Source organism: Mesobacillus foraminis (assembly GCF_004340465.1).
GTDB lineage: Bacteria > Bacillota > Bacilli > Bacillales > Cytobacillaceae > Mesobacillus_B > Mesobacillus_B foraminis.
The window spans coordinates 117,292-134,405 of sequence record NZ_SLVV01000003.1 but is presented as its reverse complement, the minus strand read 5'-3'; the positions used below and the strand labels follow the sequence as shown (position 1 = coordinate 134,405).

Sequence of the window (17,114 nt, the reverse complement as noted above, 5' to 3'; positions counted from 1 at the left end):
GTTTAAAAAATCACTGGGTTCCGGCACTGCCGCCAGCATGCCTGTCCATCCTTCAGTGAGGCACTTCACTGACGCGTGCCTGACCCACTTTAGCACTGCACATCATTGGCGCGTGCCTGACCCTCTTTAGCACTGCAATTCATAGGCGCGTGCCTGACCCTCTTTACTACAGCACTGCACTGACGCGTGCCTGACCCTCTTTAGTGCGGCAGAGGGATGTGGGTTTTCCACTGGGTCCAGTCTGTTATGCGTGGGATGTTGAGGTGCTGGTTATAGGTCTGGTCTTTTACGAAGAGTTTGACGGGCTCTTCTGACAGGGTGTTGAGCACGGCCGGCTTGTCGTCGAAGTAATAATTGAGCTTGAGCTGCCGGATGGTCTGGATTTTTTCTTCGTCCTTCATGCCGCAGAAAAAGCGGTCGTCGCGGACGGGAAATCCGTTATCCTTGAGCCATTGCTTCGTGCGCTCTCCGTGCTCCCGGTCCCTTGCGGTGATATAAAAGATCTCATGGCCCTGCTCTTCCAGCTCTTGCAGCATTTCAACGGCTCCGGGATAAGGAGGGCAGGTGGTGTAGTAGATTTCTTCCCGCGAGCTGTTCCACATCTGCTTGCCCTCCTGCGACGTCATCCCAAAGGGCTCGTGGATCTCAACTGTTTTTAATGCATGGAAAAGCTCCAGTCCCAACTGTTTCCCAAGCTTCCTGTTATAAATATTGAACGCATGCTCTCTAAGGTTGATCAACGTATCATCAATATCAAAGCCAAATCTCATTTTAAAACCTCTTTCCAAAACCTTCTGTAAAAACGGATTAGCAGGCTGGGGCGGCTCTCCCTCGGTGATGATTAAAATAGGGGTCCTTTTTCCCCCTGATAAAAACCAACCATAAATGCTGGCACCCAACCTACCAAACCTAAGTCAGTAAACCCTAAAAGCCGGCAGCCTTGCAAGCCAGCCTCCGCATCCAATCCTAGTAAACTGGATAGCCGACAAATTTAAAATCCCTGCCGACCGGAGTGACCGTGACATCAGACAGCTCCACTGCATCGCTCATGTTCTCGATGCCTGTTCCTTCAAGGAAGGTTGGCGCCTGCTGTCCGCCGACCAGCTTCGGAGCGATATATAAAACAGCCTTATCAATCAGTTTATTTTCCAGGAAGGCAGCATTGATGCTTCCGCCGCCCTCAATTAATACGGAGGAAACCAGCTTTTCTCCGAGGATTTGCACAACCTGTTTTGGATCCACGGTCTTTGATCCGCCCGTTTTGAACACAGAAATTCCCATGGCCTCCAACGTCTTGCGCTTTTCCCTGTCATGGCTCTCACTTGTAAAAATCCATGTTTCCGCCTGCTTATCCTGAATCACCCTGGATTCCAGCGGAATTTTTAGCGTCGAGTCCAAAACAATCCGGATTGGATTCCGGCCATTTGGTATTCTTGATGTCAGTTCGGGATCATCATGGATGACTGTATTCACCCCAACCAGGATCCCCATGTTCTCGCTTCTCAGCTGATGAACATCCTCCCTGGCCTCAGCCGAAGTAATCCACTTGCTGCTGTTCTTATGGGTGGCAATTTTCCCGTCAAGCGTAATGCCGGATTTGAGTGTAATGAAAGGTTTTTTCTCAACGATGAATTTGTTGAATACTTCATTCATTTTCCGCGATTCTTCCTCGCAGATTCCAATCACCACTTCAATTCCGGCTTCCTCGAGGATTTTCACGCCGTTTCCGGCCACAACCGGATTTGGGTCCAGGGTGGCGATCACCACTTTTTTAATCCCCGCCTCAACAATAGCGACGGCACAGGGGCCGGTCCTGCCTTGGTGGGAACATGGTTCAAGCGTGACATAAATCGTTCCGCCCTCCGCCTCTTCCCCCGCCATTCGAAGGGCATGGATCTCGGCGTGGGGTTCCCCAGCCTTCAGGTGTGCTCCAACCCCGACGATCCGGTTATGGTTGACAATCACGGAGCCCACGATGGGGTTCGGATCCGTCTGCCCTTTCATGGCCTGGGCATTTTTCAATGCTAATTGCATGTAAAACTCATAATCCATTGTTACAAAGTCCCTTCCCTTTGTTTTTAGCTTTATTTAGATTTCCGCTTTGATGACAATAACAAATCCCTGCCTTAAAAACAGCTTCCTACGCCATATGTCCCGACTTCTTCACCTTTGTGTTGAGATACTTTTCATTAAACTCCGAAACATCGCCCCATAAAGGGGTTCTTCCGGAAACTGGCAAGCCGGATTCCTTCAAAGCCTTAAGCTTTTTCGGATTGTTGGTAATGAGCGTGACCGGCTTCGACCTCAGCGCTTTAAGAACCTGGATGGCATCGTCGTAATTCCTTGTGTCGTCCGCAAAGCCAAGGCTTTCATTCGCCTCAACCGTATCCAGCCCGTTTTCCTGAAGAATATAGGCCATCGCCTTAGAAAACAGGCCGATTCCTCGCCCTTCATGGTTCGCCAGGTAAAATAAAGCACCTGTGCCATGCTCGGCGATCATCTTCATCGACTGCTTGAGCTGAAAGCCGCAGTCGCACCTCTTGCTGCCAAAAATATCGCCGGTATGGCAAATGGAATGCATACGGATCAAGGCGTCCTCTCCATACTCAAAGTCCCCATAAACAAGGACACTCGACTGCTGCAATTCCGCCAGATTGGCTGAAGATAAATGGGCCACCACCTGAGTAAAGTCATCCATTTCCTTATCGCTCTTCATCCAGCTGTACCATTTAAACTCGACCGTTTCCCCGTACAGATTCACCGGCAGCCTGATTGGACCCACCAAGTAAATGGCTCCATCGCCAGTCTGAATTCTTTTTATTTTATCCTCTAAAAGTGACAGAACGTCAAATTTTTGCTGTACTGTTTCCACCTAGAATTCCCCCAATTCCCTATTTTAATGGGCCATCGCGAAAACTTCAAAATGGTCCCTGAATGCCGCTTCTTTCTCTAATTGCTGCCGCTGCAGCTTTTCTATGTCGGCCCTGCGCTTGTTCTCAAACTTCCTTAGCTGGCTTTCGCTCACATCGTGGAAGTGAAGTGCCTCTATAATGACCTCTGATAACACACTCGCATCCGCCAGGGCGCAATTGATGCCAAATGCACCGGTCGGGCTCATGGTATGGGCAGCATCCCCCATGATGGCCAGCCCATCCTTCACCCATGCCGGGCAATGGCAGCTGTGAACTTTTAATAAAATAAAATCGTCCCACGATTGAATATGCTCAAGAAGTGCCTCCTCTATTTCCGGAAAAGCCTCTATCGCCTTTTCAATAAATGGAGCAAAGGACTGCTTTTTCAGATGGGGGTAGGAATCTTCTTCAATATTCCAGCCAATTTGTATCCATCCTCCGGCCTGAGTAAACAAAGCGAGCTGCCTTCCGCCCACCAATGCATTTTTTATGGTTGGCTCCCAGCCTGGGGGGCTTGGTATTTTGGCCCAAAGAAGATCGTAGCCGTGCCGGATCGTTTCATATGGGAGCTCCGCCAATTTTCTCACGGTCGAGAAACGCCCATCCGCCCCAACAACGACCGAGCTTTTGATGGTGATTTCCTTCGTTCCATCATGGGCATGAACACCCGAAACCCTGCCATTTTCATCTAAAATTAATCCTGTCACCTTTGTGCCCATCATCAGCCTATAGTTCTCATAAGCCTGGGACTCTTTCATCAGCACACTTAACAGGTTGCGCTGCGGTACATGAATTCCTACATGTTCCTCCCCGTCTGAAGGAAAAATACTTTTTATGACATGGCCGCGATCGCAATACTCAACCCGGTCCATTAACAGGAGGCCTGCTTTTTCCACTTTTTCATACAGGCCGTATTTTTTCAAGAGGGATTCGCCCTCTTTATTTAAATGTTCACCCCGAAATTCCTTGTCAATTCCCTTATGGCGTTCGAGGACAATCGTTGATACCCCGCTTTTAGCAAGCAAATAGCCTAACAGAGCGCCGCCTGGTCCGGCTCCGACAATGCAAACTTCCGCTTCAAGATTCATTCCAAACCACCTCTGTTAAAAGCAGCGGCACTTCCAAGAAAGCTGCCGCTCGCAAACTTTATTTTAAAATTCTTGCTAGATACTCAGTTCGATCGCCGTACCTGAAGGGTCCTTGGTCATATAGACCCCGTTCTCCCCGGTAACCGCAGCACCCAGGGTTTTCAATCGTTCAACCGCTTGTTCCCTGGCATTGGAATTCGGGAAAACAACCGTAAAGAATCTCAGTCCTGCACTATTTTCCGAAGGCGCAGGAGCTCCCACGCCATTCCAGGTATTCAGCCCGATATGGTGATGATACCCCCCTGTTGAAATGAACAGTGCCTGGCCGCCGTACCGGCAGACAATTTCAAAGCCAAGACCCTTGCAATAGAATTCTTCCGTCTTTTCAAATTCGGAGACATGCAGGTGGATATGACCCATGACCGTCCCCTCAGGAAGTCCTTCCCAGCGCTCCCCTTTTGCTTCAGCAAGAACACTCTCCGCATCCATCGCTTCTGTTGTCATCACAACTTCATCACCGTTCCATTTCCACGTGGAAGCAGGGCGGTCAGCGTAAATTTCAATGCCATTGCCATCCGGATCGGCAAGGTAAAGCGCCTCGCTCACGAGGTGATCGGACGCTCCCTGAAGAGGATAGCGCGTTTCAATCAGGTGGCGGATCACTTTCCCCAAATCAGCCCGGGTCGGCAAAAGCAGCGCATAGTGATACAAACCGGCACGGCGAGGTTCCTTTTCAACCACATGGTCGGGCTGCTCAATTGTCACCAGCGGCGTCCTGCCATCAGCCGTAAGAACCGCTTTTTTTCCGGTCTGCTCCAGCACTTTAAATCCAATTACTTTTTGATAAAAAGCGAGCGAAAGCTCAAAATCCTTCACCTTTAAATGAACCTGGCTTACAAACGTGTTTGGTTTCTCGTGAAATTTCAATTGGATAACCTCCATCTGTTTTTGGTTAGTATTTATTTAAAACGTTAAATTTAGTTAGTTACTTTATGTAAGTAATTATATTTTTAAAACTTACTTGTGTCAAATAAATTTATTGTGTAAAGTAAATGATAGGATGAAAGCGAATATGGTAAGATAGAACGTACAGGGGTGATAACGATGGATCAGTCTCTCATTTGTCCAAGATTTGAAAAAGCGATGAGTCTGATGAGCCAGCGCTGGACTGGACTTGTAATCTACCAGCTGCTGACTGGACCGAAGCGATTCTGCACCTTGGAATCTTCGATGGGAATCAGCGGGAGAGTTCTTTCCGAGCGGCTCAAGGACCTGGAAACCCAAGGAATTGTTAAACGAGAGGTCTACCCGGAAACGCCGGTGCGAATCGAGTATTCCTTAACAGATAAAGGCTTGGCACTGGAGCCGATCATGAAAGAAATTGAAAAGTGGTCGCAAACCTGGCTGCCAGTTGAATAAAAGCGGATTGTCTTTATCGACAATCCGCTTTTTATTTTTATAGGAAATGGAAGGCGTTCGTACAGGTACCACCACTGGGCACCCTGCATATATATAGTAGAAATATGGAGACAGAGGTGAGCCACTATGCCGAAAAAACCTGACGAGCACAGGCATCCGGACAAATTGGAACCATTCGGGGATTTGCTTAAATCGGTTCATCAATTTTTTCAGGAGCGGCCTGTTAAAGGAGTTCTTCAAAGTATTGATGATTTCTTCAAGCAGCCTTTTCCGCATGCCTCCTTTCCTGTCGACATCAGGGACGCAGGTGACAATCAAATCATTACCGCGGCGCTGCCAGGAGTCAAAAAAGAACAGATTTCGCTTAACATCCTGGGCAATTCCCTGACCATCTCGCTTCAAAATCAGGATATCCTGACCGAAGAAGATGATCAAAAGAAAACCTTTCGGCGCTTTGGCTCCTACCAGTCCGCCAGCAGGATGGTCACCCTGCCGCATCCAATTGATGAAAAAAAGGTGAAGGCTTCGTACCGGGACGGGCTGCTGGAGATTACCATTCCTAAAATTCAGGGCAAGAAAATCGATTTGGTTGATTAATAACCTAAAAAGCAAAAGAGGCTGTCCGTTTTTAGAACGGGCAGCCTCTGATTCTTTGTCTAAGGCAAAATCTATTGTGCGTTAGGAACCTTCGATACTCCCTGCTGGCGAGCTTCCTGCTTTCTCCACACCATTTCCATTTGTTCGAGTGTTTTCCCTTTTGTTTCAGGCACCCATTTCCACACAAACACAGCAGAAAGGACACTCATGAGTCCATAAAATCCGTAAGTTAACCCGCCGCTGTATTCCATCATCATTGGGTAGGTTGAGGAAATGAAGTAGTTGGCGGCCCATTGAGCAGCGACCGCAATGGCGACCGCCTGCCCGCGTATTTTATTCGGGAAAATCTCCGAAATCAGTACCCAGCAAATCGGTCCCCATGACATCATGAAAGCCGCTGTATAGATGATGATAAACACTAATGTGCTGATTCCAATGATGTTGGCAAAGGCTAGACCTGCCACACCAAACATCCCAACGGCCATCCCGATGGAGCCGGTGATCAGCAGCGGTTTGCGTCCCCATCTGTCGACTGTATAAATGGCCACTACGGTAAAGACAACGTTTACAAGACCCATCACAATGGTCTGGACCATGGAGGCGTCCTTTGCAGCGCCCATGCTTTCAAAAATACGAGGGGCATAATATAAGGCCACATTGATTCCAACAAATTGCTGGAAGATTGAAAGCAGGATGCCAACAACGATGACCAGCTTTCCGTAAGCGAATAATTTTTCCGATGATAGATGAGAAGATTGGGCAATCGTCCTCTTAATATCATGTAAAACTGTTTTGGCCTCTGCCGGCCCATTGATTTTGGTCAATACACCAAGAGCCTTATCATCCTGCTGCTTCATCGCCAAATAACGCGGTGTCTCAGGCACGAAAAACAAGAGTGCCCCAAACAGCAAAGCTGGAATTGCTTCAGAGGCGAACATGTATCTCCAGCCGATTTCATTGATCCATTCCACCGACTGGCCGTTGGCAATTCCCCAGTTGACAAAATAAACAACGAGCATGCCAAAAATAATCATAAATTGATTGAAAGAAACCATTTTTCCGCGTATGTCTGCCGGTGCAATCTCTCCAATATACATCGGGGTGATCGCGGATGCCAGACCAACGCCAATCCCGCCAATGATGCGGTAAAAATTAAACGTCCAAAGTAAAGAAAGACTTGGTTCCCCCTGGGTAAAAAATAAAAATTCGGGAAAACCGGAACCCAGGGCTGAAACGAAAAACAGGACAGCCGCAATAATAAGCGATTTTTTCCGGCCAAAATTCGAAGCAAAATAGCCGGATATCAGCCCTCCGATAATACAGCCAATCAGTGCGCTCGAGGTTGTTGCACCATGGGCAAGCGCCCCCAGACCCAGACTATCGATCAAATAAACTTGCAGTGAACCTTCTGCACCTGAAATAACCGCAGTATCATAGCCAAAAAGCAATCCTCCTATGGCAGCTACTAATGTAAGTGAAAAGATATAGAGTGAATTTCGATTTTTTTTCATTATATGGATTCCCCTCTCAGATGAATGCACAATGGACGATGGGCTCAGTATAGCTGCTGGTGACCGCGCTATTGCCGGCGATGGATCGAAATGGACAATTTCCGTGTCTTGTAATTTAATGCATATAATTGATAGATTCCATCATAATTTTTTACATGTAGTCAAATGACAGGGCAGCCAGTCAGGCAACCGCTTTCTTTTTATCCGTCAGGACGGCATAACTACGATTCCTATTCATATGTATTTCGTTTCTTTCAAGCAAAAGTTGGTTTTATCCACATATGGCACTTCACATGGGCAGCCATTGCCTCTTTTAGAACTAGCAAACCCAATATGGGCAGGCTGGCAGAAATCCCTGCCAGCCTGGTCCATTTTAAGCCTTTACTGTTGCATATGCATCAAGGATATATTGATTCACTGTAGCTTTCAACTGCTCCGTCCTGCCGGATTTGTTTTCAATTTTATCCAGGCCGAGCGCATACTGGGAAAGCTTGTGGAAATCGGCTTTTCCTTCCACAATGTCGAGACCGATGCCTTCTGTATAGCTCTTGTAGCGATCATCAATAAACTGGTCAAGTACACGATCTTCAATTAAACGGCTTGCCACCTTTGCTCCTACAGCAAATGCGTCCATGCCGGCAATATGGGCAAAGAACAAATCTTCAGGGTCAAATGAAGTTCTTCTCACTTTGGCATCAAAGTTTAATCCGCCTGAACCAAGGCCGCCGTTCTTCAGAATCTCGACCATTGCAAGTGTAGTTGCATAGAGGTCAGTCGGGAATTCATCTGTGTCCCAGCCAAGAAGCGGATTGCCCTGGTTCGCATCCACGGAACCAAGCATTCCATTAATCCTTGCGGTATGCAGTTCATGCTCAAACGTGTGGCCGGCCAATGTCGCATGGTTAGCTTCAATGTTAAATTTGAAGTCATCCTGCAAGCCGTATGCCTGAAGGAAGGACAGGCTTGTCGCCACATCGAAATCATACTGATGGGTAGTTGGCTCCTTCGGCTTCGGTTCAATTAAGAATTGAGCGTCAAAGCCGATTTCCTTAGCATAGTCCTTTGCCATATGGAAGAAGCGTGCCAAGTTGTCTAGTTCAAGCTTCATATTTGTATTTAGCAGGGTTTCGTAGCCTTCACGTCCGCCCCAGAACACATAGTTCTCTGCCCCTAATTCTTTTCCGACTTCAAGGCCTTTCTTTACCTTTGCAGCCGCATAGGCATATACATCGGCATTTGGCGCTGTCGCAGCACCGTGCAGCCAACGCGGGTTCGAGAACATATTGGCTGTATTCCACAGCAGCTTGGTTTTGCTGGTTTTCATATACTCTTTAATCATGGAAACGATTTCGTCAAGATTTTTAAAGGTTTCGCTTAAATTGGCTCCTTCTGGTGCAACATCGACATCATGAAAACAGAAGTAAGGCACATTCAGCTTTTCATAAAATTCAAACGAAGCTTCCACACGGGCTTTTGCAAGGTCCAGTCCGGAAAACCCGTTGTAAGGGCGCAGCATGGTCCCTTCCCCAAACGGATCATTTCCGTCCATTGTAAACGTATGCCAGTAAGAAACAGCAAATCGGAGAAGGTCTTCCATTCTTTTGCCGTTAATTTGTTCTTCTGGGTTGTAAAATTTATAGGCGAGTGGATTATTGGAGTTGGATCCTTCATATTTTACAAGATTTACATTTTTAAAATAGCTCATCATTCATACCTCCAACTGAATTTTAATAGTTTATTGCCGGATTTTATACCGCTTTCACCCACAGAATGAAAACGTTTTTTTAAGTACAAATAAATCTTACCACCATTTACTTAGTTTGTCCATTTAATAAACAAAGTTTTTTTATTTTTATTGTTTTTTTTACTTACTTTTAGATGTTTTTAACTTAGTTTATCTACTAAATAAACTAAGTGTGATATAGTATTTTTATAAAAATCTTAAAGGATGAGAATCGTGTCAAAACACCCTACGACCTGGAATAATCAAATGATTAAAAGAATGAATAAAGAAATGGTCCTTAATCAAGTAATGGAATCTGCGCCCTTATCCCGAGCCGATATTGTTCAGCAACTGGGCCTTAATAAAGGAACGGTTTCTTCCCTTGTGAATGAACTTATAGAAGAGGACCTGATTCATGAATCAGGCACCGGTGAATCCAGCGGGGGTCGCAGGCCGGTCATGCTGCTTTTTAACGAACACGCCGGATATGCAATTGGAATTGACATCGGGGTCAATTATATTTTAGGCGTGGTGACAAACCTGGCGGGCGGCATCGTTCATGAAAAGCTTAAGAAAACCAGGGATCTGTCTGTTCATCAGCTTACATCTCTTGTGTCGGCGACGATTCGTTATCTAATGGAACAGGTTCCGCCCAGCAAGTACGGTGTCATCGGAATTGGGATCGGTGTGCCCGGCATCGTTGATACAGCGGGCAAAGTCCTCATCGCTCCTAACTTGAAATGGCAAGATGTCGATTTAAAGAGAATCCTTGAAAAAGAGTTTCAGTGTCCGATTTTCATTGAGAATGAAGCAAATGCAGGAGCATACGGAGAAAAAAGGTTTGGCGCAGGCAGAAACAGCCACTCCATGATTTATGTCAGTATTGGAATTGGCATTGGGTCCGGAGTCATCTTGAACGATGAGCTGTACCGCGGAAGCAATGGATATTCGGGGGAAAACGGCCATACGACGATCATTGTTGATGGAAAGGAATGTACCTGCGGCAGCCGTGGATGCTGGGAGGCATACTCTTCCGAATTTGCTTTGCTCCAGTCGGCCGAACAGCATGAACACCTGGCGGGCGCTTCCCTGGAGGATTTAATCACGCTCGCTGATGCAGGAAACCCGGCCGCACTGGAGCTTTTTCAAACCCTTGGAACTTATATTGGCATCGGCATCGCAAATTTAATTAAAACGTATAACCCTGAGCAAGTCATTATCGGCAACAGGATCAGACAGGCAGAGCACCTAATCAGGAACCCAGTAATGGAAGCGGTTCATTCATCCTCGCTGCCATTCCAGCGGGCAGGGCTCCAAATCAACTTCTCCGAGCTGTCCACCTATTCAGCAGCCGCTGGTGTTTCTGCCTTTGCCATTGAAGGATTCCTAAAATTCAGCCAGAGACCCTTGGCTGGCCCCGGGTTTCCGGTTTAGAGGTCAGGTTCCCGTTTTTTTGTTTAAGAGCAGACTCTCGATTTTCGGTTTAGGAGCAGGCCCTTGGTTTTCAGTTTAGGGCAGGCTCGCGGTGGCTGATCCTCCCCGCGGCTCATCAGGACAGAAGCTGGGCCAAGCCTTCAACGGCCTGCTTCTGGCCGTAAATAGTATAGGAACCGGCTATCGCTTTTACTCCACCGGCCTCGGCAATAAGCAATTGGCCAGCCGCAACATCGTAAAATTCAGGATTCATGTAAAGCGCTGCATCCAGCCTGCCTCCTGCAATGTAAGCGAGCGTTACGGCCGCCGTGCCAATCATTCGCACCCGGTATACATCATTGACGATTTTCCCGAGGAGCTCAAGGCGCAGGGCATTCATCTCCTTGTCACCATTTTTCGCAAAATCGCCATGGGAAACGAAGGACTCCTGAAGACTCACATCACGCACGGTGATGCGTTCGCCGTCTTTAAAACATCCCCCATCCTTCGATGCCCAGTACACCTCGTTTAAACCAGGCAGGGAAATCACCCCGACAACCGGCTCCTTTTTATAGGTCAGGGCAATGGAAACCCCATATAAAGGTACGCCCATGCTGTAATTAATCGTTCCGTCGATGGGATCAATCACCCATTCAAAATCACTTTCTCCCTCAATCGTCCCGGCTTCCTCACTAAAAATCCGGTGCTCCGGATACCGTGACTGAATCCGGTCAATGATCAGTCTCTCCACCTTCACATCCATTTCCGTGACAAAATCCTTCGCTGCCTTTAGCGTCTGCCCGCCTGCCTTGCCGGCAAATGGCTTAATGAACTCCCCTGCTTCCCTTCCGACCTCAATCGCAAATTCAAGATAGTCTTTGTACATCGTTTTGTTCTCCTTGTTATGTATTTTTATCCTATTTCTATCATCTATGGTTTTGGCGGTCATTACAAATAAGTTGGCTTTTATTCTATAGAACTTCTTGATATAGGTTGTTTAGGACAAGTGCGGGTTTTCGCAAAAGAAGACTTTTTTTGTGTGCAGCAGCCGGGCGCCGCGGGTTATTTTTCGTAGGCGGTCTATTATTTTTCAAGAATTCTAATTTATATTTCAATCTCTCCAATTTATCTTTCATAATTTCCTTTTTATTTTTTAATTGGGGCTCTTTATTTTTCAAAGACATCGGCCAGGGGTTCACTCAAGTTTTATTTTTCAAAAGAATTCTAATTTATATTTCAATCTCCCCAATTTATCTTTCATAATTTCCTTTTTATTTTTCAATTGGAGCTCTTTATTTTTCAAAGGCATCAGCCAGAAGGTGCCATCAAGTTTTATTCTTCAAAAGCGGTCTCTTATTTTTCAAGAATTCTAATTTTTGTTTCTATCTTCCCAATTTATCTTTCAAAATGCCCTTTTTAATTTTTCAATTGGAGCTCTTTATTTTTCAAAGGCATCGGCCAGGGGGTCCACTCAAGTTTTATTTTTCAAAAGTGGTCTCTTATTTTTCAAGAATTCTAATTTATATTTCAATCTCCCCAATTTATCTTTCATAATTTCCTTTTTATTTTTCAATTGGAGCTCTTTATTTTTCAAAGGCATCGGCCAGGGGGGCCACTTAAGTTTTATTTTTCAAAAGCGGTCTCTTATTCTTCGAAAGTTCTAATTTATATTTCAATCTTTCCAATTTATCTTTCATAATTTCCTTTTTATTTTTTAATTGGAGGTCTTTATTTTTCAAGGGCATTGGCCAGGGGTCCACTCAAGTTTTATTTTTCAAAAGCGGTCTCATATTTTTCAAGAGTTGTAATTTATGTTTCAATCTCCCTTAATTATCTTTCATAATTTCCTTTTTATTTTTTTAATTGAGGTCACCTATCTCCCGAACGCCTCCGGCAGTTGCTCACTGTGGCATTTTCTCTATAGTCCCTGATCACTGGGAACCCAGAACCCACTTCCTCCATATACTGTTGGGAAACTGCTTTTAAAGAAAACTTCCAGGCTTGTTAAAGGTTTATTCATATTTGCCTTGTAACCTGATTTCATAGACAAAGTGAGAAAGAAAACGAGGGCCAGACTATGAATCAACTAGTTAAGTTAGGGGTAACAGCCCTTTTTATAAGCGGGGTTCCGCTAGGAAGTTCAGAAGCGATTAGCACAGAAGAGGTTGTCACGCCGGAAAAATCCGTGCTGGAATCTACCCAAACTTCAGACACGGATGCAGAGTTTCTGGATTTTTATAAAACTGCTGCCGTCAATGGCTACAATTCAGCATCGTCCCAGCCGACAGAGGTACTGCTCGATGTCCCGATTCTCAATCAAATGGACAGCCCGCGCCTTTACAACGGGTGTGAGGTCACAAGTCTGGCGATGATGCTTTTATATAAAGGTTTTGAGGTAACCAAGAATGAGCTGGCCGATGCAGTAGCCCGGGTGCCGCTGACATACTCCAATGGCGACAAGGGAAACCCCAATTCTGGCTTCGTGGGAAATATGGAGGACGGACCGGGCTTAGGGGTGTACCATGGCCCGATTTTCGAGCTTGCCCGGAAATATGCCGAAGATAAAGCGGCCGACTTCACCGGCCAGCCATTCAAAGCTTTGCTGGAACAGGTTGCGGAAGGAAATCCGGTCTGGGTCATCACGACCTCCACGTTTGCCCCTGTTTCCAGTCTGGAAACCTGGCAAACGCATGACGGAGCCGTGGGCATTACCTATAGCATGCACAGTGTGGTGATAACCGGTTATGATTCTGACCATATTTATATCAACAATCCCTATGGAATGAAAAATCAGGCTGTGGACCGGGAGAATTTTATAAAAGCTTGGGAGCAGATGGGAGAACAGGCTGTGGTCATCAATTAAGCTGTTCCGGAGCATTCCCCTAAAACTATCAAAAAGCCCGTATCGTGAAGATACGGGCTTTGCCTGTTAAAGACTGACTTTTTGCGGGCTCTTAATCTCCTTTTGATCAGGAACAGGCTTGCCAAAGTCGGGCGTGCCATCCTCTTTCCAAGTGAAGACCTGTGCACGGGTATGCCGGTTAGGATCGTAAAGCGGATCCCCTACAATTTCGGTGTAAGTCCTGGCATGGTAAACAATAATGTCCTCGCTGCCATCCTCGGAGACTGTAAAACTATTATGGCCAGGGCCATATTGGCGCTCTTCAAAGTTCGTCTGGAAAACAGGCCCCTCAGACTTCTTCCAGGACTCCGGGTTCAGCAGATCGGCATTCTCATCCGCTGTTAATATTCCCATGCAGTAATTTTCATCCGTGGCGCTTGCAGAGTAGGTAATGAAAATTTTGCCATTGCGCTTAAGTACGGCCGGACCTTCATTAACCCAGAAACCTTTTATTTCCCATGGGTACTCCGGCTTGGAGATCATCACCTGCGGCCCTTCAATTGTCCAAGGGTTTTTAAGTGGAGCGATGTACAGATTGGAGTTGCCGGTAATTTCGGGATCCTTTTGAGGCCAGACAAGATATTGGGTTCCATTATGTTCAAACGTTGTGGCATCAAGGGAAAAGGTATCCAGGTCCGTCTTGATTTGTCCCTTTTCCACCCATTCTCCTTCGAGAGGATTCGGGGAGTCATTTTCAATGACGAACATACGGTGATCAAAAAGACCGTTAATAATTTCACTTGTCCATGCCGCCGCGTAATACACATACCATTTCCCATCAATATAATGGAGCTCTGGCGCCCAAATCAGGTTGCTCATCGGCCCCTCGTCCGGCTTGGTCCACACCGTAATAGGTTCAGCATCCTCAAGCCCCTGGATTGTCTTCGCTCTCCTCAGCTCAATCCGGTCATATTCAGGAACCGACGCAGTGAAATAATAATATCCATCGGTATGCTTATAGATCCACGGATCCGCGCGCTGTTCAATAATCGGGTTTTTCAATTCCTCTTTCCTAGCCATGTCATCCACTCTCCTAAAATGAAATCAATCTCATGATGCATTCACACATTACCGTAATGCAGCGGGTCAGACCCCGGCTGCATTAACGCGTTAAAGGTTTTGACGGGTGCCGGCTCTATAACACGGTACTGTCTTGTCGCTTGCTTGACCCTCTTTAATACGGTAAATCCTTAGCGCGTGCCTGACCCTCTTTAGTACGGTAAATCCTCCGCGCGTGCCTGACCCTCTTTAATACGGTAAATCCTCAACGCGTGCCTGACCCTCTTTTAAAGTGCTTTATTTTGCGTCTGGTACGGGGATGCCGAAGTTTGGCGTTCCGTCCGGGTTCCAGGTGAAGACTTGCGCACGGGCATGACGATTTGGGTCCCACAGGGGGTCGCCCTCGATTTCGAGGTAGTTGCGTGCATGGTAGACCAGGATGTCTTCGCCTTCCGGTGAGGTTGTAAAGCTATTGTGCCCCGGACCGTATTGAGAGTTCTCCACGCTTGTTTCAAATACGGGCTTTTCTGATTTTGTCCATGACTCCGGGTTCAGCAGGTCGGCATTTTCATCCGCTGTCAGCAAGCCCATGCAGTAGTTATGGTCGGTTGCACTTCCAGAGAACGTGATGAAGATCTTGCCGTTTCTCTTCAGGACGGCTGCTCCTTCGTTCACTAAGAATCCAATCTTTTCCCAGTCATATTCCGGTGTAGTGATCATCACCTGAGGGCTTTTGATGGTCCAAGGATTTTCCATGGCCGCAATATAAAGATTTGAGTTCCCCTCAATTTTCGGATCCTTCTGGGCCCAGACAAGATAAAGCTCGCCATTGTGTTCAAAAGTAGTGGCATCAAGCGAGAAGGACTCCCAATCGGTTTTGATTTGCCCTTTCTCGACCCATTCACCTTCCAGCGGATTTGCGGACTCATTTTCAATGACATACATACGGTGGTCAAAGATGGCATCCGCCCTTGCTGCTGCATAATGGATGTACCATTTTCCATTTATGAAATGAATTTCCGGTGCCCAGATATTGGCACTCATTACGCCCATCTCACGCTTTCTCCAGACGTCAACAGGTTTGGCGGTCGCCAATTCCTGGATCGTTTTTGCCCTTCTGACCTCAATTCGGTCATACTGAGGAACTGAACCAGTGAAATAATAGTATCCATCCGTATGTTTATAAACCCATGGATCTGCTCTTTGCTCCACTATCGGATTTTTCAGGGTTTCTACTTTTGTCATGATGCATCACCTTTCTTTTAGTTAATGACTTTATGCTCTGTTCTAACCACTACATTCAGGAATTTCAGCATCGTGAACCGGTCCCTGAGGGAATGTGCCTCATTGAGGCTCTGGACCACCAGCTCATTGCTGATGCCAAGCTGTTCCGGTCTGGTTGCACCGCCAACTTTTTCAATGAGGCTCCTTAAATAGTCAGAGGAAGGGATCCCTTCAAGGATGGAGTTTATTTCGCATTCGAATTCCTTGATCCTTTCAATATAGCTGAAGTCCTCGACGGAGTGGATATAGTCGTCCAGCTCCTCCCAGTTGCACAGCAGCCTTCCAAGCTCTCTTTTATATAATTCTGCTAAAATTGGCATCGATACCGCTACCTTGGCCCCGTGCAAAACCTGCGGCCGCCCTTCACGCAGGAACTCCATTTCCCAGAAATGGGACAAATGATGTTCCCCTCCGGAGGCTGGGTGGGACTGGCCAAATAAAAGCATGGCCAGCCCTGACAGGATAAGGCCGTTAATTAAAATTTCAATGCCCTTTTCATCACCCTTGGCAATTTCATCAGCATGCTGGATGCAGGAATCCAGGGCTTCCCTTGTCATTTGTGCTACCAGAGGACAATAAGGCTCCCCGGCAATCAGATGGCTGAACTTCCAATCCGCCAATGAGGTCACTTTGGCAAGCATGTCCCCAAAACCGGCGGCCGTCATTTTCATCGGGGCGTTTTTTAAAACCTCAAGGTCCGCAAACACGGCAATTGGCGAAACGGTCTGGAAGGTTTTCTTTGTTCCTCGCACGATGATAGGCGCGCCCATGGAAGTAAACCCATCCACCGATGCCGCTGTGGGAATCGAGATAAATGGCTTTCCCGTTTTATCACTGCAAAAGCGCGTGATATCATGCAGGGTTCCGGATCCAGCAGCAATCAGCACTTCAGCATCCCTTGGCGTTTCATTCAAAGCCTGTACAAGAGAAGCTTCGTCCGCCACCACATCGCCGTTTTTATCTCCCTCGATCAAACAAACTGAAACCTCAAGCCCTGCTTCCTCCATCATTGCCTTAAGTCTTTCTCCAACTGCTGTGAAGGTTAGTTCGTCTGCAATGATGACCGCTTTATGAAATGATTTTTCCTTTAAAAACGAGATACACTTCGGCAGTGCTTCTGCCCCAACAATGATTTCCTCAATTGGAATGTCAAAGTGTTTGTTTCCACAACTGCAGCTTTCAGCTTGAGCAATAATCTCTTCAATATACGTTTTCATGTGCAACGCCCCTTCTCATTCAGATTGGAAAATGACTTATCTTTTCGTT

The 17,114-nt window shown here is 46.6% G+C and carries 15 protein-coding genes; 4 read left to right on the top strand and 11 right to left on the bottom strand.

Annotation, left to right across the window (positions count from 1 at the left end; all coding sequences use genetic code 11):
* Nucleotides 1-200 precede the first annotated feature (200 nt).
* From EV146_RS05270 to EV146_RS05250, 5 genes are all read right to left on the bottom strand, one after another.
* Nucleotides 201-770 carry a 5' nucleotidase, NT5C type gene (locus EV146_RS05270; protein ID WP_132003717.1) on the bottom strand — a complete coding sequence of 190 codons (570 nt, stop codon included), beginning with the start codon at nt 768-770 and terminating at the stop codon, nt 201-203.
* Between the two features lie 196 nt (nt 771-966).
* Entirely contained in the window at nt 967-2,034 is a 1,068-nt protein-coding gene (ribD, locus tag EV146_RS05265; protein ID WP_241993819.1) for a bifunctional diaminohydroxyphosphoribosylaminopyrimidine deaminase/5-amino-6-(5-phosphoribosylamino)uracil reductase RibD, read from the bottom strand.
* A gap of 106 nt (nt 2,035-2,140) precedes the next feature.
* Complete coding sequence (locus EV146_RS05260) at nt 2,141-2,872, bottom strand: GTP cyclohydrolase II (RefSeq protein WP_132002953.1); 732 nt, start codon at nt 2,870-2,872, stop codon at nt 2,141-2,143.
* Between the two features lie 24 nt (nt 2,873-2,896).
* Nucleotides 2,897-4,000, bottom strand: a complete 1,104-nt coding sequence (locus EV146_RS05255; RefSeq protein ID WP_132002951.1) for an FAD-dependent monooxygenase — start codon at nt 3,998-4,000, stop codon at nt 2,897-2,899.
* 75 nt (nt 4,001-4,075) lie between these two features.
* Entirely contained in the window at nt 4,076-4,927 is an 852-nt protein-coding gene (locus EV146_RS05250; RefSeq protein ID WP_132002948.1) for a VOC family protein, read from the bottom strand.
* Nucleotides 4,928-5,104: 177 nt separating this feature from the next.
* On the opposite strand from EV146_RS05250, the gene EV146_RS05245 reads away from it, so the two are divergent.
* Together EV146_RS05245 and EV146_RS05240 are read left to right on the top strand one after the other, a co-directional pair.
* Nucleotides 5,105-5,419, top strand: a complete 315-nt coding sequence (locus EV146_RS05245) for a winged helix-turn-helix transcriptional regulator (protein WP_132002945.1) — start codon at nt 5,105-5,107, stop codon at nt 5,417-5,419.
* A 126-nt stretch (nt 5,420-5,545) separates the two neighbouring features.
* Nucleotides 5,546-6,016 (top strand): Hsp20/alpha crystallin family protein, encoded by a 471-nt coding sequence (locus EV146_RS05240; RefSeq protein ID WP_132002942.1) that lies wholly within the window; start codon nt 5,546-5,548, stop codon nt 6,014-6,016.
* A 71-nt stretch (nt 6,017-6,087) separates the two neighbouring features.
* Here EV146_RS05240 and xylE read toward each other — a convergent pair whose 3' ends face one another.
* Nucleotides 6,088-7,557: a D-xylose transporter XylE gene (xylE, locus tag EV146_RS05235; RefSeq protein ID WP_373566053.1), complete on the bottom strand. Its 1,470-nt coding sequence runs from the start codon at nt 7,555-7,557 to the stop codon at nt 6,088-6,090.
* Between the two features lie 343 nt (nt 7,558-7,900).
* Nucleotides 7,901-9,232, bottom strand: coding sequence for a xylose isomerase (gene xylA, locus EV146_RS05230; protein WP_121610894.1), 1,332 nt, complete (start codon nt 9,230-9,232; stop codon nt 7,901-7,903).
* A gap of 285 nt (nt 9,233-9,517) precedes the next feature.
* Here xylA and EV146_RS05225 point away from each other — a divergent pair, with 285 nt between their 5' ends.
* Nucleotides 9,518-10,684, top strand: coding sequence for an ROK family transcriptional regulator (locus tag EV146_RS05225; RefSeq protein WP_241993818.1), 1,167 nt, complete (start codon nt 9,518-9,520; stop codon nt 10,682-10,684).
* A gap of 115 nt (nt 10,685-10,799) precedes the next feature.
* Here the strand turns inward: EV146_RS05225 and EV146_RS05220 are convergent, their stop codons facing one another.
* Nucleotides 10,800-11,549 (bottom strand): inositol monophosphatase family protein, encoded by a 750-nt coding sequence (locus tag EV146_RS05220; RefSeq protein WP_158287011.1) that lies wholly within the window; start codon nt 11,547-11,549, stop codon nt 10,800-10,802.
* A 1,191-nt stretch (nt 11,550-12,740) separates the two neighbouring features.
* Here EV146_RS05220 and EV146_RS05215 point away from each other — a divergent pair.
* Nucleotides 12,741-13,526, top strand: coding sequence for a C39 family peptidase (locus EV146_RS05215; RefSeq protein ID WP_132002933.1), 786 nt, complete (start codon nt 12,741-12,743; stop codon nt 13,524-13,526).
* A 66-nt stretch (nt 13,527-13,592) separates the two neighbouring features.
* Here EV146_RS05215 and EV146_RS05210 read toward each other — a convergent pair whose 3' ends face one another.
* The 3 genes from EV146_RS05210 to EV146_RS05200 all read right to left on the bottom strand — a co-directional run bounded on the left by EV146_RS05210 (nt 13,593) and on the right by EV146_RS05200 (nt 17,065).
* The gene (locus EV146_RS05210; RefSeq protein WP_132002930.1) at nt 13,593-14,585 is read right to left on the bottom strand and encodes a glycoside hydrolase family 43 protein; all 993 of its coding nucleotides are present in this window, start codon (nt 14,583-14,585) and stop codon (nt 13,593-13,595) included.
* Between the two features lie 276 nt (nt 14,586-14,861).
* A complete protein-coding gene (locus tag EV146_RS05205) occupies nt 14,862-15,809 on the bottom strand; it encodes a glycoside hydrolase family 43 protein (RefSeq protein WP_132002927.1) in 948 nt (315 codons plus the stop codon).
* A gap of 17 nt (nt 15,810-15,826) precedes the next feature.
* Complete coding sequence (locus EV146_RS05200; RefSeq protein ID WP_132002924.1) at nt 15,827-17,065, bottom strand: sn-glycerol-1-phosphate dehydrogenase; 1,239 nt, start codon at nt 17,063-17,065, stop codon at nt 15,827-15,829.
* Nucleotides 17,066-17,114: the final 49 nt, after the last annotated feature.

Coding starts and splice junctions, on each gene's coding strand:
- EV146_RS05205 (WP_132002927.1), bottom strand. CDS start 15,809: ATGACAAAAGTAGAAACCCTGAAAAATCCGATAGTGGAGCAAAGAGCA.
- EV146_RS05255 (WP_132002951.1), bottom strand. CDS start 4,000: ATGAATCTTGAAGCGGAAGTTTGCATTGTCGGAGCCGGACCAGGCGGC.
- EV146_RS05225 (WP_241993818.1), top strand. CDS start 9,518: ATGATTAAAAGAATGAATAAAGAAATGGTCCTTAATCAAGTAATGGAA.
- EV146_RS05220 (WP_158287011.1), bottom strand. CDS start 11,549: ATGTACAAAGACTATCTTGAATTTGCGATTGAGGTCGGAAGGGAAGCA.
- EV146_RS05200 (WP_132002924.1), bottom strand. CDS start 17,065: ATGAAAACGTATATTGAAGAGATTATTGCTCAAGCTGAAAGCTGCAGT.
- EV146_RS05240 (WP_132002942.1), top strand. CDS start 5,546: ATGCCGAAAAAACCTGACGAGCACAGGCATCCGGACAAATTGGAACCA.
- ribD (WP_241993819.1), bottom strand. CDS start 2,034: ATGCAATTAGCATTGAAAAATGCCCAGGCCATGAAAGGGCAGACGGAT.
- EV146_RS05210 (WP_132002930.1), bottom strand. CDS start 14,585: ATGGCTAGGAAAGAGGAATTGAAAAACCCGATTATTGAACAGCGCGCG.
- EV146_RS05245 (WP_132002945.1), top strand. CDS start 5,105: ATGGATCAGTCTCTCATTTGTCCAAGATTTGAAAAAGCGATGAGTCTG.
- xylA (WP_121610894.1), bottom strand. CDS start 9,232: ATGAGCTATTTTAAAAATGTAAATCTTGTAAAATATGAAGGATCCAAC.
- EV146_RS05215 (WP_132002933.1), top strand. CDS start 12,741: ATGAATCAACTAGTTAAGTTAGGGGTAACAGCCCTTTTTATAAGCGGG.
- EV146_RS05270 (WP_132003717.1), bottom strand. CDS start 770: ATGAGATTTGGCTTTGATATTGATGATACGTTGATCAACCTTAGAGAG.